Raw genomic sequence first — 25,677 nt, forward strand, 5'->3', positions numbered from 1 at the left:
TTGGAATTTTGCAAATATAAGGTTTACAAATACAGGAAACTACTATACGATAAAACTGGGATTTCAATTACCAAATAATTGGAGGCAATGCAATAAAATGGTTATTAGCTTTTACATTGTTGTTTCCACTCTTTGCATTTGGTTTTTTAGAAAAAGGCGAGGCTGCAGCATACATTTCACCACCCTCTCAAACAATATACGGATCTCAGGCTGTTGCAAAATGGAATTTCTCTTGGTCTGGAACATCACCTTTCAAAATTTATTTCAGAACAGACACTACTAATGGCTATACATTGATAAATGCTAGAAGTACAAGTCTCTCCATGTCTTACCAACGTGAGTATAGTTCCAGTGCCTCGTATGTAAGCTACACACCCGGACTCCTGGTGGAAGATAACAATGGCCATCTTCAAGTAGCAAGCGCAAAAGTATATAAGTATCTCACTAGGCCATAAAATACTCCAAGTTTTTATCTAAACTGTCCACCTAAGAATGATTGTAGGTGGACAGGCTTTATAGGGAGGCAACTAATCTATGAATATTGTTCAATTAACAGATGTACAGGTGGAATATACTGGTCTTCATACAGTGCAGGCTCTTAAAGATGTCACTTTATCCGTTGAGGAAGGGGAATGGATCACGATATTGGGTCCGTCAGGTTCAGGGAAAACAACGCTGTTGAATATGATTGGTGGCATGGAACGACCTTCAACCGGAGAAGTTCGTGTTGCAGACATGCAGTTAAATAAGCTTTCAAATGAAGAACTTCAAGATTTTCGCAGAGAAAAAATCGGTTTTATATTTCAGCATTACCAGCTTTTAGAACAATTTACCGTCCTTGAAAATGTAATGCTCCCGCAATGGCCTTATTTGCCGAAAAAAGAAATTGAAAGTCGCGCAACTGAAAGATTGTCACAATTGCTTCTAGCTCACCGATTGCATCACTTGCCTGGGGAATTATCTGGAGGAGAAAAGCAGCGAACCGCGATTGCGAGGGCGATGATCCATTCTCCACAAATATTACTGTGCGATGAACCGACAGGAAATTTAGATCGCGACAATAGAGATAATGTTTTGGCATGCTTGCGAAGCCTCCATCAAAACGGGATGACGATTCTCATCGTTACTCACGATGAGGAAATAGCTACATACGGTGATCGAATTCTCTTTCTCCGAGATGGAATTCTGAAGGAGAGAGTTGAGGCATGAAAGGTTTGATCTTTAGGCAATTTAAACATCGTTTCGGGGCATCTTTATTATTTTTATGTGCTTTTATTCTAATATTTACAATCACACCTTTTGTGATGTTATTTTTAGAAAACTCGCAAAAACAAGTCGAATCCGACATCAGCTTTTATGGTCGCGGCAGCTATGATTTGCTTGTTCGACCCCTTGGGATTGAAAGCGAAATAGAAAAGAAACGTGGAATTGTCCATGAAAATTACATTGGCTTCGGGAAAGGCGGCATTTCCATCGATCAGTGGAAGGAAATTCAAGACCGCTCCGACATTGAAATCGCTGCACCAGTTGCTTCTCTAGGATATTTTACTGGGATTCGGTCAAATATCGGAATTCAAATGCCTGAGTCTTCAACAAGATATGTAGGTCAATTTAAAACGACTGACGGGATTAACCATTACCCCATCAGTGAAAAATATGTCTGCGCCATGCTTGAGACCGCTGGCACACTCCCTCTTGAAGTAAAAAGATTGTATCCAAAGTTTGAAATTATTTACTCTCATAGCTTATTAAATCTTTGTACTGGTGAAGCCGTTCAATTTCCACTGCCCGTTACCTATCATTTACTAGTCGGAATTGACCCAGTCGAAGAAGAAAAGTTAACTGGCATCGCCTTTGAGGGAATTAACGAAGAGAATCCCAAATCAGGATATGCAGCAATGAACCAATCTGCTTTCCCTCATGCTACACTTATTCCTGTCCTAGACAATCAGGATGCGACAGTATCTGTGGAACTTCATGCATTGACTGAGGAGTTGGATATTGGTCCTGAGGATACTAAAAAATATCGGAATGCACTCGAATTATCAGATGAGTATAAACGGGATGATGTGAACTTTGTCAGATTTGAAGACCTATGGAACCGAAGTCCGAAAGCTTATAACGATTTCCTTTCTGAAATCGAACAATTGCCACCAACTAACTCGAAAAAACTGACCATCGATATGAGTCCTATGGTAAACCCCTTTAATCAGGATAAAGCAATTATGTTGAATGCAGACGGTGAAATGAGCGAGCTTATTGCAGGAAACGGCTATGTTCAAGAATTAGACTTTAATTATACATCAGAATATTACCGTGCAAGTCAGCTTATATACGAAGAAAAAAACGGGATGCTGACAATCAAAAAGCTCGGTGAAGAAAATAATGTGCCGCTTTATCGGGAAATAGAAAAAGTCGGGATGACCTTAACAGAATCACTTGAACATAATGAGCCTGTCTGGATCATTGACCCAGTTGGAGAGTTTGCACCAGGCAAAAGACAGGACACTTTAGCATCTAGTCCACTCGGAATTTACCAACAGGCACCTGTAACATTGAAAGACAAAGATGGTAAAGAGAAGACTGTTCAAGCAACCGCCATTCCTGGAAGTTTTGTAACACCGGCTGCTTCAGGCGTAACCAACATTCACTTAGCAGCGTTGATTAAAGGAGAAAAAGCTATTGATGCCATTCGCGTAAAAGTAGCTGGAATCGACAGTTATACGAAAGCTACTGCGAAAAAAATTGAAAAGGTTGCGAGCGAGTTAGAGGCAATGGGGCTTCATGTCTCTATCGTAGCTGGAGCGTCTCCACAAAAGCTAGATGTCAACGTAGAGGGTCTGGGCACTGTCACCGAATCATGGACAACACTTGGTGCAACTGGGACACTGGTGAATCAGTGGGATTTAACGAATATGGTTCTTAGTATCGCTTTCTTCTTTGTGGCGGCCACTTACGTCATTAACCGCATACTATTTTGGCAGGTTACCAAAGAACGTGAACTTAAAATCCTAAATCTTTTGGGTTGGAATCGAAGACATGTTATGAAATTTTTACGAATGGAGGTCTTCTTCTTAACAGGCATTGCCTGGATTATTTCACTAGCTGGGATCACGGTATTTCAAACATTGCGAGATACTTCTGTTTCAATTTATATATGGCATTCAGGCTTAACGCTAGCTACTTTTCTTTTTTTATCATACTTTGCCGGAAAAATTGGAAGAAAGAACACTCCGCAAAGAAAGAACGGAAAAATTGGAAAAGGCTTGTTCTTAAAAAATATAAGTTTTTATCGCAAATATATACGCTCTCCATTTATTCAGCTTATGTTTGTTAGTGGATTGTCCACATACGTTTACTTGTCACTAACTGAAACCGTTCAGCAAACAAGTGTAACAATACTAGGAGAATATGTAAATTTGCAATCGAGCAGCTGGCATATCCTCCTGATTATATGTGCCTATTTACTTGCTATATTAACCTTAGCTGAAGGTTTTACTTCATTATTAACCGCAAGACAGCAGGAAATTGGAATTTTTCGTTCAATAGGTTGGAAGAACCGACACATTATCCGCTTCTACCTGCAAGAAATTGGTTTATGGTCAGCGTGTTCTATTATAATTGGCAATGTTTTATGCATCATCTTGTTTTCTTCACTATTTGGCATCAATCATACAATGTGGATTGTCTGCTGCGTATCTGCCATCGGGTTTTTCTTAGTAGTTATTCTCTTTGCATTGATCAATCTAGTTTTCTTTCTAAAGAAAGATTTAACTTCAACTCTACAATTAAGAAGAAGAAATTCATTTAAAAAGTTGGGCAAGGAACAGATTAACCCTTCTAAATTAAATCAGTAGCTTATTCAGACTTACGAACTATCAAGCAAGCAGGAAAACAAATAAGTTGTTTTCCCGCTTGCTTTTCCATTTTCCATGATTTTTCTCATTAAGATGAATGGTTACTATTTAAATTGTACGGAATCCGCTTTGTTCTTATAAATGTTAGCCCTATTAAAAAAGTAACGTTAGTTTCTAATCCCTTTAGTTGATATCGATTTTACAAATTATTTAAAAATGAAAGTTATCTGGATCGGCACCTGTACGTTCATTAATATTTAAACCACTTATTCGCTGCATATCCTCTTCAGCAAGCGTAAAATCAAAAATATTTGCATTATCAACAATACGACTCTCTGTAATCGACTTGGGTATCGTAACAACATGATTTTGTAAATCCCAGCGTAAGATGACCTGAGCAGAGTTTTTATTATACTTGTTTGCAATTTCAACGATAGTTGGATCATTTAGAAGCTGCCCCTTTTTTAAAGGAGACCATGCTTCAAGTTGGATTTTTTCTCTTTCACAGTATGCGCGAACTTCCTCTTGGGTTAAATGAGGATGATACTCCACTTGGTTCACAGCTGGTTTTACTTCACAAACAGCTAAAATATCCTCTAAATGATGAACATTAAAGTTACTAACTCCAATTGCACGGACCTTTCCTTCTTTATATATTTTTTCCAAGGCTCTCCATGTATCAACATATTTGCCCTTTACAGGCCAATGAATTAAGTATAGATCAAGATAGTCCATATCAAGCTTTTCAAGAGTAGACTCAAATGCTTTTATAGTAGATTCATACCCTTGATCCGAATTCCAAACTTTTGAGGTAATAAACAATTGATCGCGCGGTACACCACACTCTTTAACTGCTCGGCCAACTCCTTCTTCATTATTATAGAAGGAAGCTGTATCAATGCTGCGATACCCATTTTTAATGGCTGTTTTTACTGCATCCACAAGCACTTGACCATCTTCTACTTTAAATACTCCTAAGCCCATCCACGGCATATGAACACCATTATTTAACACTGTTGTATCTTGTAAACTGTTAACCATCATATTTCCCCCTGCTTTTATTTCTCTATCAATATTTTTAACTCCGGCACAATATTTTCTGGTACTTTACCCGTGACACCTGCTACCAAGTTTTCTGCAGCTTTCATTGCCATATCGAACCGAGCTTTTGCAGTTGCCGAGCCAATATGAGGTAGTGTAACTACATTGTCCATTTTCAGTAGTGGATTATCTTTTTCAACAGGCTCCTCTTCAAATACGTCTAAGCCAGCACCACGGATTATTCCATTTTGAAGGGCTTTAATCAGCGCCTTTTCATCAACAACCTTACCGCGTGAGCAATTGATAAAAAAAGCTGTTGATCTCATCAAACTAAACTCTTTTTCTCCAATTAATTGATAGGTGGAATCTGTCAATGGCAGCATCACCAAAACAAAATCCGAATTTTTCAGTAAAAATTCTGTTTCACAATACTTGATTCCATATCTCTCTTCTAAATCGGGCTTCCTCGTTCGGTTCGTATATAAAACGTTCATTTCAAAACCCAAGGCTGCTCTTCTGGCAATCTTTTCGCCTATTCTGCCCATTCCAATGATGCCTAATGTAGCATGATGAACATCCTGACCATAAAAATCGTCTTCTATCCCCCTCCATTTTCCACTTTTTACAAACTGATCAAGCTCTGCTAATCTCCTGGCAGAAGTAAGTATTAACCCAAAAGCTAAATCGGCAACCGTTTCATCTAACACGTAAGGGGTATGGGTTCCAATGACATTTCTTGCCTTCATGGCTTCAATATCAAAAGCATCATATCCAACTGCGACATTGCTAACGACCTTTAATCGCGGTGCATATGCTAAAAACTCTTCAGTGATTATCCCTTTGGGTGTCATCAAGCCTTCAACATCTTCCACTTCCTTTAGTAAAACCTCTTTTGGAATAGGCTCTTCATGGTTCCATATTTTATAATCGCAGTAATTAGCAATTAATTCTTCCACTTCTTTAGGTATTGGTTTCGCAATATATACTTTTGGTTTCACTTTCTTGCTTTTCCCCCTTACACTTTTGAAAAACCCATAAAATTACCACTCGGCAATACTGCCGTCATTATGACGCCACACAGGGTTCCTCCAATTATGACTGGTTACCGCTTGTTTCCTTACTTGCTCTTCATCAACCTCAATTCCTAATCCTGGACCTTGCGGAATCTTCACAAATCCATCCTCATATTCAAAAACAGATTTATCCTTAATATAGTCCAGTAAATCACTGCCTTGATTATAGTGGATACCTAAACTTTGTTCCTGAATAAAGGCATTATGAGCAGTTGCATCTAGCTGTAAACACGAGGCAAGCGCAATTGGTCCTAATGGACAATGTGGAGCAAGAGCAACATCATAAGCCTCAGCCATACTAGCAATTTTTTTACACTCCGTTATCCCGCCTGCATGGGACAAGTCTGGTTGAATAATATCTGCATAGCCATCAGAAAGCAAATCTTTGAAATCCCAACGTGAAAACATCCGTTCACCGGTAGCAATCGGAATAGTTGTGTGATTGGCAATTTCGCGTAATGCTTCATTATTTTCAGCAAGAACAGGCTCTTCAATAAACATCGGACGAAACTGTTCTAATTCTTTCGCTAAAATCTTGGCCATCGGTTTATGAACACGACCATGGAAATCAACTCCAATTCCTATATACTGACCAACCGCTTCACGTACGGCAGCAATTCGTTCCACTGCTTGATCAATTTTCTCATAAGAATCAATATATTGAAGTTCTTCGGTGCCGTTCATTTTAACAGCAGTAAATCCTGCCTCTACAACATCCTTAGCTGCTTGACCGACATCTGAAGGACGATCTCCACCAATCCAAGAATACACTTTAATTGAATCTCGACATGCACCACCTAATAGTTGATAAATAGGCGTGTTGAAATATTTCCCCTTAATGTCCCAAAGTGCTTGATCAATTCCTGAAATCGCACTCATAAGAATCGGACCGCCTCGATAAAATCCTGAACGATACAATGTACTCCAGTGATCCTCAATTCGAAGCGGATCCTTACCAATTAAATACTCCATTAATTCCTCGACACATGCCTTTACTGTATGTGCTCTACCTTCGATCACTGGTTCTCCCCAGCCGGCTATCCCTTCATCCGTTTCTATTTTTAAAAATAACCAACGAGGCGGAACCTGGAAAAGTTCAAAACTACGAATTTTCATAACAACTCTCCTTTGCCATTTCTTTTATTCTGGAGTACTGCTTTAAATATTGGCGTAAATAACGTAATAATGGCAATTGTTAAGAGCACAACTGTAATTGGCCTTGTGAAAAATATGCTTATATCCCCTTCTGACATAACAAGAGAGCGTCTGAAATTACTTTCCATCATTGGTCCTAAAATTAAACCTAAAATAATCGGAGAAGCTGGGAACTCAAATTTTTTCAAGAAGTAGCCAATGACTCCTGCAACAAACATCACAACTACATCGAAATAATTGTTCCCTAATGAGTAGGAACCAACCACACATAGGACGATGATCATCGGTATCAATACCGCTTTAGGGATCAATAAGACTTTAGTAAATAAACGGATACCAGCTAAACCAATGAATAGCATAAAAACATTTGCTAGTAGCATTCCGACAAATAATGTGTAAACAATTGGCCCGTTAGTCTCAAACAACATTGGACCTGGCTGCAATCCTTGCACCATTAAAGCTCCTAAAAGAACTGCTGTAACCGCATCTCCAGGTATCCCTAACGTTAATAAAGGGATCATTGCTCCACCCGTTACACTATTATTAGCCGCTTCCGGTGCCGCAACACCCTTTAAGGCCCCTTTGCCAAATTCCTCTTTATTTTTCGAAAACCGCTTGGCTTCGTTATAGGCAACAAATGCCGAAATATCAGCTCCTGCTCCAGGAATCATCCCAATAAAGGTTCCTATTCCTGATGAACGAAGCATCGTGCCAATTAACATTTTAAATTCTTGCCATTTTAACTTTATTTTTTCAACCTTCATAGCTACTTGTCGAGAGGAAAACAAATTTTCCATTGAATGAAATGCTTCTGATGCAGCAAATAACCCAATCATCACAGGAATAAAGTTTACTCCTGTCATTAAATCCATCGAATCAAAGGTGAATCGAGGGAATCCTCCAATCGGATCTAAGCCAATTGTCGCAATTAACAATCCGATTAGACCAGCAATCAAACCTTTAGACATTGATTTCCCAGAAATACTCGAAACAATGGAAAGACCAAATAAGGCAAGAGCAAATGATTCAGGTGCACTAAATTTCAAAGCAAAGTTGGCTAGTTGAGGGGCAACTAAAATTAGAACAATAACACTCAATAACCCACCTATCGTTGAGGCAATCGTAGAAACGGTTAATGCTTTATTTGCTAATCCTCTTTTTGCTAAAGCAAAACCATCCAATGCTGTAGCGGCTGATGCAGGTGTCCCTGGGGTGTTGATTAAAATTGCCGTAAGGGAACCACCATAGACAGAACCAAAATAGACACCAACTAAAAGCAGTATCCCTGATACGGCTTCCATTCCAAACGTCACAGGTAAGATTAAAGCAACTCCCATCGTAGATGTTAATCCAGGCAAAGAGCCGATAGAGATTCCAATTAATAAACCGATAATTATTACAAGTAGAACTTGCCATTGCAAAGCGTTGGCTAAACCTTCTGTTAGTAAACTCATCAAAGCTGAATCACCTCCTGGTTACGAAAATAACGATCCTAATGGAATTGCTACTTTCAATAGTTTCTCGAAAACAACAAAGATAAACAAAGGGGTTCCTAACGATACGCTAATAAGCGCCATTTTATTTCGGACTTTTGAAAATACTAATAAAGCAAAAACAAATAGCGCTGTAGATAGGTAGAACCCGAGATAAGGGATCAGAATAAGATAGAGCAAAACAAATCCCATTGTGGCCAGTGCATAACCGATCGTGCGCTCTGTCCCTTCTTTTTTACTCTGATCACGAAATCCTTGAATTATTAGTAACCCACCAAGTAAGACAATAAGTCCACAATACACCCTCGGCATAAACGCTGGCCCAACATCCTGTGTCGCTGTTTCTGGAAACTGAAACGTTAACGAATAAAAGAAGCCTGCGATCATAATTACAACGACCCCACTAATTATGTTTGGAATTTTCATCTGCACCCAACCCCCAAATAAGTAAAGCTTTAAAGGGTTAAGTCCACCCAGAGAACCTCTAAATCTCTAAGTGGACCCACCCCATTTGTTTTAATAGAAATGCTTGGGATTTTCCCTTTAATGTAAGTCTAAATCCTTGATCATCTTTCCAAATAATTCGTAATTCTCATCCATAAATTGCTGAAACTCGTTTGAACTTTTCAATTGAATACCAAGACCGCTATTTTCCATGAAGCTCGTGAACTCTTCTTGTTCAGCCGCTTTCATAAATGCAGCTTCAAGCGTTGCTACAATATCATCTGGGGTATCCTTTGGAACGGTTAACCCTCTCCAAGTACCAATATTGCTGACTTCTAAACCAGCTTCACTAAAGGTGGGTACATCTGGAATAATATTTGATCTTTCATCAGACATAACAGCCAATGTTTTAAGGTTGCCAGCATCAAGCTGTGTCTTTACTTCTGCAGGACTAACTGTTACGGCATCAACATGACCGCCTACTAATGCTGTTACTGCAGGTGCAGCGCCCTCAAAAGGGACGTGATTTAATTCGATTCCAGCTTCTGCCCCAACGATTTCAGCAGCAATATGCCAGATTGAGCCTGTACCAGCGTTACCGATTTTCAGACCTGGATTTTCCTTTGCATAGGCAATAAATTCCTCTACCGTGTCATACGGTGCATCTGCAGGTACGGTCAGTGCAGCAGGATCTAGATTAATTAGGGCAATTGGCTTAAAATCATTATGAGTTAATGGGGAAAGCCCTAAATGTTCAAACATCGTTAATTCTACAAATACCATTGATACGGTATATCCATCCGGCTTAGCGTTCGCTCCTTCTGTCATCCCAACTGAACCGCTTCCACCTGTTTTATTAACGACCCCAATTGATTTCCCTAAAAACTTTTCTGCTGAAGCAACTAATGCTCTAGCCGTTGTATCTGTTCCACCACCCGCAGCTGCAGGAACGATCAAGGTGACTGGTTTACTCGGATAATCTTTATCTCCTGAATTATCTGTATTACCTGAACTTTCTTTAGTACTACAAGCAGCTAAAACAAAGATTAAAGTTGAAACAATAAATAAACCCAGAAATTTCTTCATTGAGTTTTTCATATATAAACCCCCAATTTTTTATGTTATTTTTTATAATTAAACGCTTCCATTACGATTAAGTGAAGGTTCTTATGCTTCTTGAACCAATTTCTTGAGCCCCATAAACTAAGGAATACTCAACTTGTTCATTCGTTGCCTCGATTATTTTCCAATCATAATCCAAACATTTTAAAAGATGCGTAAATACTTTTCTTAATGGATTAGTTCCACCAACAATAATCCATTCCATTTTTTCAAATCTATCAATTGATTTTAACAGCGCTTGAATATCCTCATAAATCACAGATCCTACGAAGTAGTTTGCTCGTTGATTCGCATCTAAACTAGAAAACAACTGCAACAGCCGAATATGGTAGAAGCTTCTTGTTAAACCAAATTGTTTCGAAGCAGTAAACCCTTGCTCTAACATCTTTTCATCAATACAATTGATGAGGTCTTGACTAAGTGCATCTGAGAGGATGGTTTCTTTTTGCATTGCAAGCAGGATCTCACCACCCAATGTTGATAGACATGAAGTCAATGTCTTATTTTCATCAACTACAACAAATTTTGTATGAGAACCAGGAAGAAGCATAATTCCTTTTCCCTGTACATCTATTTGTTTTAACAGGCCAAAGGTTTCTACTTCTTCACCACGCATAATATCAAACTGATTAATCGAATCGAAAGCATTTCCAACTTCTGTACTAATCTTATTTTTCATTCCTGGCACAAACACACATGGAATATTAAAAAACTCTTTCAGATGACTCACTTTAGAATGATTAACGAAATCTTCTAAACTAGCTGGACATGTGATGTGAGGTATCTCGTAAACCCCTAAATTTGAGGTGATCATTCCTGATGCAATGATATAGTTTATGTCAGAAGGCACTAGTTGGTTGTTCTCAAGAATTCTTTGAATTCCTGCCTTTAATTGATTAATCAAATTTCCATTGTGCCCTTCTATCGCTGTATTTCTGACACCTATTCGAATTTTCTCAATATCGATCACTTTGTTTTCATTCTTATTGAATAATCTAATACGAGAGTTTGTTGTTCCTGAATCAATTAATAATACATTCATTTTCTTTACCAACTCTTTTTTATAGTCTATTGGAAGGTTGAACTTTGTTAACAATATTCACAAATTTACTTGCTCGTTTTTCTATCTCTTCATAATTACCTTGATGGACAAGTGTATCTTCAACTAGAGAACTTCCTATCCCTAAGGCACTAACTCCCGCACTAAGATACTCCTTCACATTCTCTATTGAAATTCCACCGACTGCCATTATGGCTATATGTTGTAATGGACCTTTGATATCAGAGATAAACTTCGGTCCAAGTGTTCGAATTGGAAAAATCTTCACCATCTTCGCACCATATTCATAGGCAGTGAGGATTTCTGTCGGGGTAAACACACCCGGAACTATTGGGACGTCATATCGGTTTGCCATTTCGATTGTGCTTTGCTTAAGTGTAGGTGTTAGGATAAAACTAGCACCTGATAAAATGGCCGCTCTCGCAGTCTCAGAATCCAGCACCGTTCCAGCACCAACATGTAAATCGGGATATAATTCTTTGATCTTTTCAATTCCCTTCAAAGCACCCGGAGTATTCATTGTAACCTCAACAATTCGAATACCACCTCTATAAAGGCTATGGACTACTTCCACAATTTCATTAGAACGATCAGACCTTATAATAGAAACTAACTTATTTTGCTCAATATCATTCAATATGGAATTCAATTTCTCTCACCACCTTATTACGTTCCTTAATAAGGAACATCATTCCAAAACAAGTGTAAATTTTTACCGTTCCTTATTAAGGAACGGCGTTTCTTATATTTGATTCCCTCTTATTATAGAGATAAAAAGAAACCGCTGTCAACGAAAATTCAGAAAAAAAAATCATCTCCCTAATAATCTCGAAATTTCTTGAGACACACGAAGGACCTCCTTGGCGATTCTGCTTAACTTTTCTTTACTTATTCTCATTAGCGGGCCTGCTACACTGATTCCTGCGACCACTTCACCTTTATGATTTAAAATTGGTGCTGCTGCACAATTAATTCCTAATTCATGTTCCTCATCATCAATTGAGTAACCTCTCCTCTTAATCTCACTTAGATGAGCTAACATTTCTTCTTTATCGGTAATCGTTTTATCTGTAAATTTTTTCAACCCATTTTCATCAATAATCTGTTTGATCTTTTCCTCTGGAAGAAAGGCTAATACAGCCTTGCCTATCCCCGTACAATGAAGCGGTGCCCTCTTTCCTATTTTGGAATACATCCGAATCGTTGCAGAACTTTCGATTTTATCAATATAGACGATCTCATTATTGTCTAAAATTGCTAAATGAGCAGTCTCTCCGGAAATTTCCACAAGTTCATGAAGATAGCCAGATGCCAACTTTCTAATATCCAAATTCTCTGAGACATTTTGACCGAACTCGATTAATTTTAATCCCAATAAATACTTATCCGTCTCCATATCCTTTTGAACGAATCCTTTTTTTAACAGCGACATCAACAAGCGATGTGCAGTACTTTTTGATACATGTAATTGTTTGGCTAGGTCCGTTACACCTAATCCTTTTGAATTTTCTTGTAGAATTTCTAAAATCGTTAAAGCACGGTCTACTGATTGTACAGAACCTACGTCCTTATCCATTTTCCTGCCCCACCTTATAGTTCTATTATACGGAACATAGTTCCGTTATAATTTTACCATAAAAAAAGAATTCTGATAGCTATTTTATAAAATGATGCGGATTAATTCTTTAAATGTAGCGATTTAAAAATCTATAAATGATAAACATCCACTCCTGCCAATCTAGAAAAAGAGCAAATTTGGACAAAAATCTCCATATTCAATAAAATGAAGATTATTTCAATTCTTTATTTCTCCACACTCAAGAGCACAAAATGACTGCCGAGCAACTCCTCCAGCATATCCCTTACTTTCCAAATTACCATTAAATGTGTGTCATAACTGAATACAACAACATTGCCCCAATACCGAGGCATCAAAGCGTGCGATTCACCTCTCGAATAAAAGTGAAAATGGTTTTTAATGCTTGTTTAAAACGACCTTTTCCTCCTACAAAATAAAAAACGTCCTAATCGCATAGTCGATTAGGACAAGTATTAACGTGATACCACCCATTTTTCCAAATAGCTCACACTATTTGCCTCTGTCAGTACATGTTCATACTGCCACTGTTGTAACGAGTACACATCTCGTCGTAGCCTACTTTCAGTTCAGAGCAAAACTCAAAGACCATTATCAATAAATATAAATTATTTAATGATTTATTGGTTTTTTTCATACCATTTCAGTGCTTTTAGTTCTATGTCTTTGACAAGATAATCCTTGCCATTTATGTACGATTCAATATCATATGGAAATTGCTGTGCTAATTCTTCTTTTGTATTACCATAATATTCCATTTCATCCGGATGTGATTTTAAATAATCGCGAAAAGCAAGGTGACGTTTTATTTCATAGCTTCCCTTCTGATAGATATGAACGTGATGAGAGCGATTGTCTCCACCCTTTTGAAAGTATCTCCGTCCAACTATTCCGTTTTCACCTTTAGGATCATATCCGATTTCTTTCATCTTCATATTATATCGATCGATATGGTTAATATTTTTTACAACAATCATTATGTCTATTATCGGTTTTGCTTTTAACCCTGGAACCGCGGTGCTGCCAATGTGATGAATATCTATAATATCCTTCCTAAAAATATGATTTAGGCTTTCTGCCTCTTCTATAAACATCTGAGCCCATTTCTCATTGTATGGACATACTTCCACCTTTCGCAAGTTGTCTCTCTCCTCATCATTTTATTTTTTCGGTTTTATCATAAATGAATTCCACTGAATCTCAATATGAATGATTATTCTCGTTTTTATGAGGGATAATGGATTGATTTCTTCATGATACTGTAAGACAAAATTATTTTATAATAAACATCCAATAATATACAGAGGGCAATCATGAGCTCCTTTATTTTCATACTAGATAAAGATTTAAGCAAACTTAAAACATAATCATCCTCGTTTAGAAGAACTCCCAATGAGATACCTTGGTCCATATACAAAAAAATGCCAAGCATTTTTCCAATGCTCGGCCTTTAGTTAAGAGGGGAGTAAAACACACTCACCTATTCTTCCTATTTATTATGTTTGCTATTAATATGGATCATCCATATTTCAGCATGATCATGAAAGCTTTCGGGCCACAACCACCAATCGACCGTTTTCGGTTGAGTAATCGCATGTGGACAGGACAACAAGCTTGTCACCATACTCAGGAGTCACACTCGTATCATAAAGAGCACGCTTTTTAATATTTTGAACATATGAGTCGAACTCAGCAGCTGTTTCAACATGTTCAATCTCATAGTATTTAAATACGTTGTCCGATTTACGATAAACCTCTGAAAGGAAAACTGCAACTACCTCATACTCTGACTTTTCATAAAGTGTACTGAACTGAAACGTAGTATGCTCCTTATAAAAACTTTCATCTTTGTACTTCATTAAGTCTGCAAACATCAAACCACTTTTTATGTGATGTCCATGGATTAGCAAAATGCTTGAATCCTTTATATGACTGTGTTCGTCCAAAAAGAGGAGTCCGTTTTTATTTTTCTTTTTATCAAAGTCATGACCAAGATAGAAATCCGGATCTCGTGGGTTCTGCATGACTGGATAGTCAATTCTTGTACCAGCAATTTTCAGCCATCCAATGATATCAGAGTTTCGTCTATAAAGCTCCTGAAATTCCGGAAGTATAGCAGAAGGCAGGGATGTTACCACATCCCCGCCTGCGCCTGATTCCTTCAGCCTAGCCAATTCTTCGAGTTGTCTCTTAGCTTGATAATCACTTTGAATACTACTTGCAATCCCTGCAAGAGAAAAAACGAGCAGAAGAGTAGAAAGGACGATAAGAATTTTTTTTATTTTTCCCATGTTTCCTTACCACCTTTCCTTTGATACTACATAGATTTTTTCTTCCTGCTATTTGGTAGACAGAGACAAAGTGTTATCAAGGAAATAAGAGCCAAAATCATATAGAAGGTTAGGGATGGGCGATCATCTCCTGTTTTCGGAACATCATCCAATTTATTGTTGTCAGTTCCTTTTTTACTTCCCATTCCTTTATTAACTCCAGTTCCGTTGTTTCCTTCGGTTCCGTCATTTCCTCCTGGACCGTCGTTTCCTCCGGTTCCGTCATTTCCTCCTGGACCGTCGTTTCCTCCGGTTCCGTCATTTCCTCCTGGACCATCGTTTCCTCCGGTTCCGTCATTTCCTCCTGGACCATCGTTTCCTCCGGTTCCGTCATTTCCTCCTGGACCATCGTTTCCTCCGGTTCCGCCACTTCCGCCACTAGAGCTTTCTTTCACCAATTGGATATCATAGCGTACGATATCCTCCTCAACCGAGATGGTATCACTGGTATATCTCTTATACCCTGCTTTAGTTACAATTAAATAGTAATCCGTATGCGGGAACACCATGTAGGCATAGAAACCAGTTTTATCACTTTTCTGGGTTGGACTGGCGTTGTCATTAGGAGCAAAACCAGGAATTTCAGGCAAGGTTACTTTTGTATCCGGAACGATGCCATTGTCTCTGTTTCTTTGTGTATCTGCATAATACAGTGTTACTTCTGCACCTTCAATTACCACACCAGTAGCTTGATCGGTAATCGTACCATAAGGATCAACCAATACTTCTGAAATATTCAGTTCACCATTCGCCTTAATATTCAGTTCCGCTTTGCTGATGACCAGTTCCTTACCTGCTTCAAATTCATAACGAACTTCCATGTTATAGGTTTGTTCGCTTAACCCCTCTGCAGAGAAAGTACCATACGTAGTATTTAAAGGAAATGCCTTAGGATTTCCGGATGCATCCGTAATATAATTTCCTGACTCATCCTTTAGGTAAATTTTCAGAGTTTCAGCAAACTGATTTTGTATCATAGAAGATTTTCCATCAGGTTGCTTAAAGAGTACAATTCCTACTCCCGCAATGTCTGCCGGAATCTCCTTACCCTCTGCGATAATACTGTCCTCCGTATCAGCCTTTTGCGTGAATGGAACTGGTGTTTCAACACCACCGATGTTTACCATTTTATTGTAAGTAATGGTATATTCTTCATCTCTGTTTACAGGATAGCGATATCCACCATTTTCATCGGTTTTTATAATCACTTCTTCTTCGGTTTTTACATTTTTCACTATAATTTCTGCGTTTGGAATCACCTCACCGGTGTTGTTGTTTCGCAGAATACCAACCAGTACCGCCGGAGTTGCAATTACGGTCACTTCGTTAGATTCCTCATAAGGAATCCCTGAAGGACATAAAGCTGGACGTAGATCAATTTGAACGACTGATTCAATCGGATTTACCATTAAATGAAGAAACGATCCGTGATTACGAAGAAGCGGCTGACTTAGTGAATGATGATTACTTACAGGGGTATGATTATATTTGGACAGAAAATGAACGACAAAGACTGCAAGTACAGTGGCTTCAATTATCTTACAAAATCATCGCCTGGCACTATTCTCAACAGGAATGGGAAAAAGCGACTGCCCGCTCTCTGGATGTTTGTTCCCGTTACCCTCTGGAAGAAGAAGCCTCTTTATGGCTGATGAAAATTTTTGCAGCCAAAGGCAAGAGAGCTTCTGTTCATCAGCAATACGTGCGCCTAAAAGAATTAATGCAATCAGAACTACTTGAACAGCCTAGCCTTTTTATTACAGAATGGTATGAACAATGGAAACAGGATAATAAAGAGGGAACCTACATATGAAGTAACTTAATTAGTAAGCGTTTTATTAAACTTTTCATTGGCTGGTATGATTTCGGTTTCAACCGGACTCATAGCGGCCTATTTTTTTATTATCATCGATTTTTATTGATGTGTTGTCCTCAAAATAACAGGAATGATCCTCTAAAAAAAATTTCTTTTTTTTAGTTTTAAACTTATACAACGATTTAGCGGAGGAAGGTATCAAAGCATAAATAATTGAATTATATAATTAAGAGGTACCTTCTGGAAGAGATGCTACTTCTTCAAGTAGATGGACCGTTGAACAAAAAACGAGGGGGTGATATTAATGTGGGAAATTCCAATGTACTTAATCTTAGCACCCATTTTAACCATCTTTATTTCCTTACTTTGCACAATTAAATTTAAAAGGTATTTGATGGCACCTGTAATCATATTTTTTATGCTTAACATCCCAACAGTAGTAATTCCATTCATTTATAATGTGGGCTGGCTAAGTATTTTTGGGTGGGCAGTTTTTTATGCGATTGTATCACTTATTATTTCCTTCATTTTGTGGTGCTTTAAGAAAAGGAAAAAACTTGTTTTTTAAACTAACTTGTTCTCCGATGTCGTCAAGTCTTTACATGTAAAAAACGAAGGAGAAAGCTGATTTTTAGTCCATTATATTGATACTTTTCAAGGATTTGAACTCGTTTTTGACAATTTATTGATGGCTATAAAGGTACGATAACAAAAGAGCAATCTTCAAGAATCGTTAACATGCAAGAACGGCAGCCGTTTGGCTGCCGTTTTATTGATGATTATTTTTTCGTTAAAGAATCCACTACAAACTCTAGTTGATGTTCCAGTGTAATTGCGTCGTTAAACCAAAAAGATTCTGAATCAAATTTGAAGACATTCCCGTTCTTAACAGCAGGTAGTTCCTTCCACACACTTGTTTGAGTAAAGGACGGGTCTGCAGCATCCTCGCCTACGCCAACAAATATATAATCTGCTGCATAATCAGAAATAACCTCTGGTGAAATCGCTTTATATCCAGGTCCGAACACGTCAGTTTTTACTTTTTCAGGCGCTTTGATTCCTAAAGCTTGGTACATTACCTCTGTGCCACGGCCCCAGTTCTGTCCATAAATGTAAGTTACCTTTTCAACCTGCTCAATAACCAAAACGGTTGCATCTTCGCCAATCGCAGCTTTGACCTTTTCCTTTGCTTCTGCTGCCTTTGTATTCCATTCATCAACCCACTCTTGTGCTTCTTTTTCTTTTCCTAAAATTTTCCCAATTTCAAGATGCTGCTCAAGATAATCATAGTTCGTATTTGTTAATGCAACTACAGGGGCAATCTCAGAATATTTCTTTATATTTTGGTCATTTGTAAACGTAATAATTAAATCTGGTTCCAACTCGATTAATTTCTCAATCGCCCCATCCGGCACTACCTCAACCTCTTCCAGTTGATCACCGAAAAATTTATTTCCCTTTACCCACTCATTCACCGCCACAGGGGTAACACCAAGCTTTAATACATTCCCAACATAAATATGTGCTAAAACGGCAACTTTTTTAGGCTCAACAGGAATTTCCACATCTCCATTTTCAGCTTGATATACTCTTGTTTTAGCTTCAGATTCAGAAGCAGCCTCATCTGTTTTTTCTGTATCATTGCCACAAGCACTTAATAACCCAATAATCAAAAGTGCCATTATGCTTATAAAAAGAATTTTTTTGTCCATTGACTTTATCTCCTTGTATTTTTCAGTTGGCTCTTTACCCACTTCATTTCAGACATTCATTCACGAAAACAGATACTTCAAAGTTGCGCATCGCACCTGTTTGGTAATTGTAATTGATTATCATTATCAATAAGAATGATAAAGCATATTGTCCTTTTTGACAATATTTTTTTACAACCTTCTCTAAATTGTTCTATTAAAAATCTTTCAGGGTTTGTATTAAATACTGCAATGAGTTTTACTATGGTATTAGCCCTAAAGGGAATACATGAGCTTAGGGATTAGGAATGCTTTGGGGAATACGCCAATTGTTAAAACGCACATTAGTATGACTTTCGGAATTATGGATTGGGAAAACGATAGAGCAAAAGAGAAAAACTGGACCCGTATAGGATCCAGCTTGGATTTGTATTGATTTTTAGTTTGAACTAAATAATTGTCTGCCTACCCTTTTCTCACTTATGCTCTTCCCTCTCTCTTTCCTTTGGAATAGATAAGGTTAAACTAACTGCACTGTGTACAGATTGCCAGATTTTTTTCTTCTTTCTCCTAAACTAATAACTAATTTAACTGTAACACTCTGCTTCCATGCGTTACATCACCAAACCTAAGCGGCTCAATGTTTTCAAATGAGGTTGAATTTGTAATAATGACAGGTGTATAAATAGGATATCCTTTTGCTTTAATTTGTTCTAAATTAAATTCGGCAATTAAATCCCCTGCTTTTACATGCTGTTCTGGATGTACATGTGATGTAAATAACTCACCATTCAGTTCAACTGTATTTATACCAATATGAATCAATATTTCTGCACCGTCTGTCGTTGTAATTCCATAGGCATGTTTAGTTGGGAAAACTGTAGTCATCACTCCGTCTGCTGGTGCATATACTTTTCCCTCCGATGGAATAATGGCAATTCCTTTTCCTAATAGACCTTCTGAGAATACTCCATCTTCAACATCTTTTAAATCGATTACTTTTCCATTGATAGGACTGTTAATTCCTTTTTCTGAAAGGACTGGTTTTGATGCTACTGTGTTATTACTTGGTTTATCTTTCTTGATTGTACCTTCTTTTACTTCTTGGTCATCTTTAAATCCTAACACAAACGCAACTACTGCTGACACGACAAAACAAATTAATAAACCAATTAAATAATGAATTAAAGTATTGCCAGCAAATGCAGGTATGGTTGTTAATCCACCAAATACAAAAGCATTTGAGATAACTCCATTACCTCCCATATAAGCCCCACCTGCTGCACCACCAATAATAGCAGCTATAAACGGACGTTTTAATTTAATCATAACACCATAAATGGCCGGCTCAGTTATACCTGCAAAGAAGATGGATAATAGTGCAGAAGTTGAAAATGATCTCATTTTTTTATTCTTTGTTTTTAATAGAACACCAAATGTTGCACCTGCAGTACCGAAGTTAGCTGCAGCTGTCCATGGAACAATGCGATCATAACCAACTGTACTGATATTACTGATCATAATCGGATTCACAGCCCATTGTAATCCGAATACAACAAATACATTCCAAATACCACCCACAATGAGACCTGTTAACCAACCATTTGCTTCACTAAAATAGTTAATACCACCAGCAATCCACTCACCCACATACACTCCGAACGGACCAAATACAATAACTGTTAACGGAACAATGATTGCAAAAGAAATTAATGGAACAAATAAAATTTGAATACTTTTTGGTATTACTCTTTCTAAATATCTTTCTAAATAGGAATAAATCCAAATAGCTAACAGAATAGGAATAACCGTTGATGAGTAATTCATCAATATAACGGGCATGCCTAAGAAAGACGACATTGCACCATTACCTTGTTCACCCATCAACGCTGTAAAATCCGGATGCATAATAGCCCCACCAATAACAGCCGCAATATATGGATTTACGCCAAATCTTTTAGCCGATGTAAAAGCTAATAATATTGGTAAGAAGTAAAATACACTAAGTGATGCAGCAGATAAAATCCCATACGTTCCAGAATCTTCACTTATCCACCCTAATTGATTGCAAATCATTAATATTCCACGTAATACCCCTGCACCAGCTAATGCAGGTAATAATGGTGTAAATATCCCAGATATTACGTTGAAAAACCGACCAATGAGATTTCCCGAGGACTTTTCATTTTCTTCCGGCTTTTCTGGATTTGATGTATTTAATTGAATATTTGTCATTTTTAATAACTGCTCGTATACTTTAGAGACATGTGTACCTATAATAATTTGGAATTGACCGCCTTTATTCACAACTGATAAAACATCTGGAGATTGTTCTATTACACTTTTATTTACTTTAGAATCATCTTTTAATTTGAATCGAAGTCTAGTCGCACAATGAGTTACAGAGGATATATTGCTCTCACCGCCAACATTTTCAACGATCATTTGAACTAGATTTTCGTAGGCCATTGCTTTTTTCCCCCATCTTTTGTTAAATTTAAACGCTTTCTTTTCTTGTAAAAATGAATAATAGAAACACTATTATTCATTTTTACAAGAGATTAACATAGGTATGCTCGTTCAGTATCAGCTATCATCTTAACTCGATTCGCATGCCTTCCACCTTTAAACTCAGCATCTAACCAAGCCTTTACAATCATTTTCGCTAACTCACTACCAATAACTCTTGAACCAAAAGCCAATATATTCGTATTGTTATGTTCTTTCGACAATTGCGCTGTATATGGTTCACTGCATACAACTGCTCTAACCCCTTTCACTTTATTAGCAGCAATTGAAATACCTACTCCAGTACCACAGATCAAAATCCCACAATCTACATTTCCCGCTGCTACTTCCTCACCAACTTTTTTCCCATAAATAGGGTAATCTGTTCGTTCATTTGTTTGAGCTCCATAATCCACTACTTCATGACCTAAACTTTCCAAAAACTCTATAATAACTGGTTTTAATTCAATTCCAACATGATCATTTCCAACGGCAATTTTCATTTTTTAAACCTCCGGTAATTGTCTAATTTCGTTGACAATAGTCTTATAATCTTGTTCTTTTCCAAACAATGCAGAGGTTCCTAAAATAAATCCCTCTACTCCTAAAATGCTTAATTCTTTAATTTTTTCACGAGAAATTGCTCCATCAACCATAATTGTAAAATTTCTTTCCTTACGTAATTTAGCTAATTCCACAATTTTTTCATTAACAAAATCTAAATATTTTTGTCCTGCAAATCCTGGATTTACAGTCATGATTAATACATAATCAACTAAACCTAATAAAGGTTCAACAGTTGCAACAGATGTACCAGGATTAATAGCAATACCTGGCTTTACCCCGTTGGCACGAATTCGATCGATTGTTCTAGTGGGATGCATATCTGTTTCTGGGTGAAAATAAATAATGTCAGCACCTTTTTCTGAAAACAAATCGATATATTCCGAAGGATTTTGAATCATTAAATGCACATCAACTAATTTATTCGTTTTTTCTCGGATATACTCAAAATCTTGCAATCCCATCCCAAAATTTGGAACGAAATGGCCATCCATAATGTCAATATGATATATATCAACATTTGCTTCATCGAGAGCTAAAACTTCTTTTTCTAAGGATCTAAAATCAGCACACATCATCGATGGACATATTATCTTATTCATATTCACACCCCTTAAGAGTAATCGTTTACCCTTAGAAGATAATTATTCATTATAATCAAATAATTATCAATAAAAAAATTACTCTTTCATTTTTATTTGTCAGTTTTGGGTAATCGTTTACTCATTATGCAAAAAAATAGTAATAATAGTGATTATTATTAGTTGTTTAGGGTAATCGTTTACTCATTATAAAAAGGAAAACCATTTTGTTCCCTTTATGTCGTTTTACGTACGATTAATTCAACTGGAATCTTAATATGTTTCTTATTAATTACTGCGTTTTCTTCTGTCAGTAAATTGTAAAATAGCTCAGATGTTACCTCCGCTATTTTGTGCACATCTTGTCTAATTGTAGTGAGTGGAATCTCTGAATAATTGGCAATAGTATCATCATCAAATCCCACTACTTTTACATCTTCAGGAACCTTCAAATTAGAATCTAATAGCTCCCTTACAACACCAAGTGCCAGCCAATCATTTGTTGCAAAAACACCGTCGAACGTTCTTCCATTCTTCAATTCTTCATGAATTGCGTTCCTTGCCTTTTCAATATTGTGTTTTCGATCATCAGCAGTTTCTACAATTGAATGAGAGGTAAAAGGATACGAATGCTCTGCTAATGCCTTTTTAAATCCCTCTACACGATCATTAACAGATGATAGATTACTTTTTTTTGTTAATACAATAATACTTTTACATCCTCTATCAATCAAATGTTTGGTTGCTAAGTAGCCACCATTGAAATGATCCGATTCAATCATAGCTAAGTTATTTGTCATTCTAGGACGTCTATCAATAGTAACAATAGGAATATCTCTGCTTAATAGTGATGCTTCTATCTCCTCTTGACCTGAAATACAAATAAGACCATCTACCATTTTAGAATCTAAAGATGTGATATAAGCCATTTCTTTTTCTTTGCTTTTATCTGTGTTACAAATAAAAGTAGAGAATCCTCTGTCAAAGAAATAACTTTCAATTTCATGCACAATTGTAGAAAAAAATTCATTACTAATATCAGGAACAATAATCCCAATAGTCTTAGACTTATTCATTCTTAATGTTTTTGCAACCGTATTCGTGCTGTACTGGTATTTTTCAATTACATCAAGAACCTTTTTCCTTGTTTCTTCTGAAAATCGTCCGTTATTATTGATAACTCTGGAGACAGTAGCAACAGATACATCACACAGCTTTGCAATTTCTTTTATTGAGATTTGATTTGATTTCATAACTCATTTCTTCCTCTGCGTAAACGTTTACCCTAATACGATTTTATTTTAACAGTTTCTTCTTTGTTTTGCAAACGTTAATTTATTCGATTCATCGTATACTAGTTTTTGTGTTTAAAATCATCATCTATATAAGGAGCCATAATTATAATGTCACCAACAATGACATTCTTATATATTATTTCGTATTGATTAACCAAAATCATCCAGTATTTATTTCGTCAATGAAACGGCGAGTATTTTCTTTGAGACCAATACGCCATTTGATTGACAGGAGAGCACAAAGAAGCTGGCTTGTAAAACCAGCGAAAGATAAGTGTTTACAGTTCTTTAACAGTAAAAATGAAACTTTTCAAAATCAACTATCAAGGAGATTCCTAAAATTAATTCCTTTCTTTTTATCATTTTGAGGAGGGGAGATAATAAAAAACACAAAATTTAATCCATATTCATTTTTTTAATTACGCCTTCTATCTCTTGTTCTAATTCTTGACTTAACTCATCTTCATATATATATATTAATAGCAAATTTTTTACATTATATACTTTAAATGAGACTGTATTTGCTGACTCTGTTTCTTTTTGAAATTCCTCCAAAGCTTTTTTTCTTTTTTCTATTGAATTAAACTCATATATTAATAGTAATTTCTCATTCAACATAAATGTTAAGGGTTTTTCGTTTTCTAGTCTCGAACCAAAAATTCCAGTCAGGGTTTCAGATGTTTCTTTAAGGGCTATGTTTTCAATTTCAAAAGCTTGCTTTATTTGATTCACCGTTATAAGCTCTTCCGAATTCACAGATTGGCATGCTGTTAATAATAAAACTAATAACAACCCAATACATAATAGCTTTCTCATAATTTTTCCTCCAATATACGTCTTTTTATAGTTAAAAGAAGATGCCCGTAAGAAAATAAAGGACATCTTCTATTTTACTTATCACTCTTCCTTTAAATTAAACCTTTTCATCAACTCTTTTTTAAATTTTACTTTCTTATCACTGGTTGTTCGGTGTTCAGTGTCAGTACTAACTTTATTTATATCTTTTGAATCTTTGGAAGTAGATCAGAAACATGCCTAGGGGTTTTAATAAAGGTCAAAGCGTCGAAAATTAGTGTCTCAAGTAAGACCTCATATGTTGCACATAAAAAGAGAGAGGTAGTTTCAAATTCTTCAAAATCATAGATACTATTTAATAATACAAATTCATCCAAATCATGTATGTTGGCATATACAGCATTTAAAAAACTTGAGGCGGCTTTAATTGGATATATAACCAATGTATCCTCATCTGTGTTACCACATCGATTACATTCATAATGTGCAGCTTTACTGACTTCAGAGATAAATGAACAAATAATACATTTTCTGTCCTCACTTCTAGTAATTATTATAAATCGTGCACCAATATTAAAAATTGATTTTTCAATAATAATAAAAAAGCACACCAAAGAGATGTCATCATGTTATCCCAAAGGTGTGTTTCTTAAACGACTTTATTAATTTTTAAACAACGATTTTATTTTTTAAACAACTTTATTATCTTTCTACAAAAACTGTAGCTTTGAAATAAAGTTTGATTAAAAAATGCTATTGACTCCTTATTTAACAACGGATACAAAAAATACATTTTTTGAAGAAAGATTGAACAAAATGTATTTCCTTTTAATAACTATGTTAGATTATTTTATAAGAAAGTTTGATTATTTCTAGCTCCATAGCCAACTAACGCCCCCGTTAGTGCAATAAGAACATATTGATTTAAACAAAATAATAAGTAATAGCCCATAAGGGGTAGCTTCATACCTTAACTACAGTTAAAATACCAGTCATACACTAACCGTTTTTGTTACCTTTATTTTTTTGAGGCCGAAAAAGGGTCTCATCGTTTTCTAGCTTAGAATCAATAAACTCCACAATACGTTGAAGATCGTGTATTTGATTCATAACTTTTTCTTTATATTCTAAAAGGGTGTGACTGCTAGAATAAAGTGTACAGTTTTTGCTTGATAAGATGAAACGCTTATTTACCCAAATATACCAGCAAAAAATATCAACCTATCACTGTAAAATGATCATAGTTCATACTTGC

The 25,677-nt window shown here is 36.5% G+C and carries 21 protein-coding genes; 3 read left to right on the forward strand and 18 right to left on the reverse strand.

Annotation, left to right across the window (positions count from 1 at the left end):
• Positions 1-534: 534 nt before the first annotated feature.
• Together FCJ93_RS21400 and FCJ93_RS21405 are read left to right on the forward strand one after the other, a co-directional pair.
• Complete coding sequence (locus FCJ93_RS21400) at positions 535-1,209, forward strand: ABC transporter ATP-binding protein (protein WP_137744673.1); 675 nt, start codon at positions 535-537, stop codon at positions 1,207-1,209.
• A complete protein-coding gene (locus FCJ93_RS21405) occupies positions 1,206-3,857 on the forward strand; it encodes an FtsX-like permease family protein (protein WP_137744674.1) in 2,652 nt (883 codons plus the stop codon). The genes FCJ93_RS21400 and FCJ93_RS21405 overlap by 4 nt, the downstream gene beginning before the upstream one ends.
• Before the next feature lie 210 nt (positions 3,858-4,067).
• Here FCJ93_RS21405 and FCJ93_RS21410 read toward each other — a convergent pair whose 3' ends face one another.
• The 12 genes from FCJ93_RS21410 to FCJ93_RS25295 form a co-directional block, all read right to left on the reverse strand.
• Positions 4,068-4,901 (reverse strand): aldo/keto reductase, encoded by an 834-nt coding sequence (locus FCJ93_RS21410; RefSeq protein ID WP_137744675.1) that lies wholly within the window; start codon positions 4,899-4,901, stop codon positions 4,068-4,070.
• Between the two features lie 14 nt (positions 4,902-4,915).
• Complete coding sequence (locus FCJ93_RS21415) at positions 4,916-5,896, reverse strand: 2-hydroxyacid dehydrogenase (RefSeq protein WP_137744676.1); 981 nt, start codon at positions 5,894-5,896, stop codon at positions 4,916-4,918.
• A 42-nt stretch (positions 5,897-5,938) separates the two neighbouring features.
• Positions 5,939-7,087, reverse strand: a complete 1,149-nt coding sequence (gene dgoD / locus FCJ93_RS21420; protein ID WP_137744677.1) for a galactonate dehydratase — start codon at positions 7,085-7,087, stop codon at positions 5,939-5,941.
• Positions 7,084-8,580, reverse strand: coding sequence for a tripartite tricarboxylate transporter permease (locus FCJ93_RS21425; protein ID WP_137744689.1), 1,497 nt, complete (start codon positions 8,578-8,580; stop codon positions 7,084-7,086). The genes dgoD and FCJ93_RS21425 overlap by 4 nt, the downstream gene beginning before the upstream one ends.
• A gap of 21 nt (positions 8,581-8,601) precedes the next feature.
• Positions 8,602-9,045, reverse strand: coding sequence for a tripartite tricarboxylate transporter TctB family protein (locus FCJ93_RS21430; RefSeq protein ID WP_137744678.1), 444 nt, complete (start codon positions 9,043-9,045; stop codon positions 8,602-8,604).
• Positions 9,046-9,162: 117 nt separating this feature from the next.
• Positions 9,163-10,161, reverse strand: a complete 999-nt coding sequence (locus tag FCJ93_RS21435; RefSeq protein WP_235879561.1) for a tripartite tricarboxylate transporter substrate binding protein — start codon at positions 10,159-10,161, stop codon at positions 9,163-9,165.
• Positions 10,162-10,216: 55 nt separating this feature from the next.
• The gene (locus tag FCJ93_RS21440; protein WP_137744679.1) at positions 10,217-11,227 is read right to left on the reverse strand and encodes a 2-dehydro-3-deoxygalactonokinase; all 1,011 of its coding nucleotides are present in this window, start codon (positions 11,225-11,227) and stop codon (positions 10,217-10,219) included.
• Between the two features lie 19 nt (positions 11,228-11,246).
• Positions 11,247-11,894, reverse strand: coding sequence for a bifunctional 4-hydroxy-2-oxoglutarate aldolase/2-dehydro-3-deoxy-phosphogluconate aldolase (locus tag FCJ93_RS21445; RefSeq protein WP_137744680.1), 648 nt, complete (start codon positions 11,892-11,894; stop codon positions 11,247-11,249).
• A gap of 162 nt (positions 11,895-12,056) precedes the next feature.
• Positions 12,057-12,821, reverse strand: a complete 765-nt coding sequence (locus FCJ93_RS21450; RefSeq protein ID WP_137744681.1) for an IclR family transcriptional regulator — start codon at positions 12,819-12,821, stop codon at positions 12,057-12,059.
• A 641-nt stretch (positions 12,822-13,462) separates the two neighbouring features.
• A complete protein-coding gene (locus FCJ93_RS21455) occupies positions 13,463-13,981 on the reverse strand; it encodes a GrpB family protein (RefSeq protein ID WP_137744682.1) in 519 nt (172 codons plus the stop codon).
• A 399-nt stretch (positions 13,982-14,380) separates the two neighbouring features.
• A complete protein-coding gene (gene srtB / locus FCJ93_RS21460; protein WP_137744683.1) occupies positions 14,381-15,133 on the reverse strand; it encodes a class B sortase in 753 nt (250 codons plus the stop codon).
• Positions 15,134-15,159: 26 nt separating this feature from the next.
• Complete coding sequence (locus FCJ93_RS25295) at positions 15,160-16,581, reverse strand: carboxypeptidase-like regulatory domain-containing protein (protein WP_137744684.1); 1,422 nt, start codon at positions 16,579-16,581, stop codon at positions 15,160-15,162.
• Positions 16,582-16,595: 14 nt separating this feature from the next.
• On the opposite strand from FCJ93_RS25295, the gene FCJ93_RS21470 reads away from it, so the two are divergent.
• A complete protein-coding gene (locus FCJ93_RS21470; protein ID WP_235879562.1) occupies positions 16,596-16,985 on the forward strand; it encodes a bacterial transcriptional activator domain-containing protein in 390 nt (129 codons plus the stop codon).
• A gap of 782 nt (positions 16,986-17,767) precedes the next feature.
• Here the strand turns inward: FCJ93_RS21470 and FCJ93_RS21475 are convergent.
• From FCJ93_RS21475 to FCJ93_RS21500, 6 genes are all read right to left on the reverse strand, one after another.
• On the reverse strand, positions 17,768-18,700 hold the full coding sequence (locus tag FCJ93_RS21475) for an iron-hydroxamate ABC transporter substrate-binding protein (RefSeq protein ID WP_137744686.1): 933 nt from the start codon (positions 18,698-18,700) through the stop codon (positions 17,768-17,770).
• Positions 18,701-19,261: 561 nt separating this feature from the next.
• On the reverse strand, positions 19,262-21,148 hold the full coding sequence (locus FCJ93_RS21480; RefSeq protein WP_095314589.1) for a beta-glucoside-specific PTS transporter subunit IIABC: 1,887 nt from the start codon (positions 21,146-21,148) through the stop codon (positions 19,262-19,264).
• A 92-nt stretch (positions 21,149-21,240) separates the two neighbouring features.
• Positions 21,241-21,690, reverse strand: coding sequence for a ribose 5-phosphate isomerase B (gene rpiB, locus FCJ93_RS21485; protein ID WP_095314590.1), 450 nt, complete (start codon positions 21,688-21,690; stop codon positions 21,241-21,243).
• Positions 21,691-21,693: 3 nt separating this feature from the next.
• Positions 21,694-22,353 (reverse strand): ribulose-phosphate 3-epimerase, encoded by a 660-nt coding sequence (gene rpe, locus FCJ93_RS21490; RefSeq protein WP_095314591.1) that lies wholly within the window; start codon positions 22,351-22,353, stop codon positions 21,694-21,696.
• Positions 22,354-22,568: 215 nt separating this feature from the next.
• On the reverse strand, positions 22,569-23,585 hold the full coding sequence (locus tag FCJ93_RS21495; RefSeq protein WP_137744687.1) for a LacI family DNA-binding transcriptional regulator: 1,017 nt from the start codon (positions 23,583-23,585) through the stop codon (positions 22,569-22,571).
• 438 nt (positions 23,586-24,023) lie between these two features.
• Positions 24,024-24,443 carry a hypothetical protein gene (locus FCJ93_RS21500; protein WP_095314593.1) on the reverse strand — a complete coding sequence of 140 codons (420 nt, stop codon included), beginning with the start codon at positions 24,441-24,443 and terminating at the stop codon, positions 24,024-24,026.
• Positions 24,444-25,677: the final 1,234 nt, after the last annotated feature.

Source organism: Robertmurraya siralis (assembly GCF_005502275.1).
GTDB lineage: Bacteria > Bacillota > Bacilli > Bacillales > Cytobacillaceae > Robertmurraya > Robertmurraya siralis.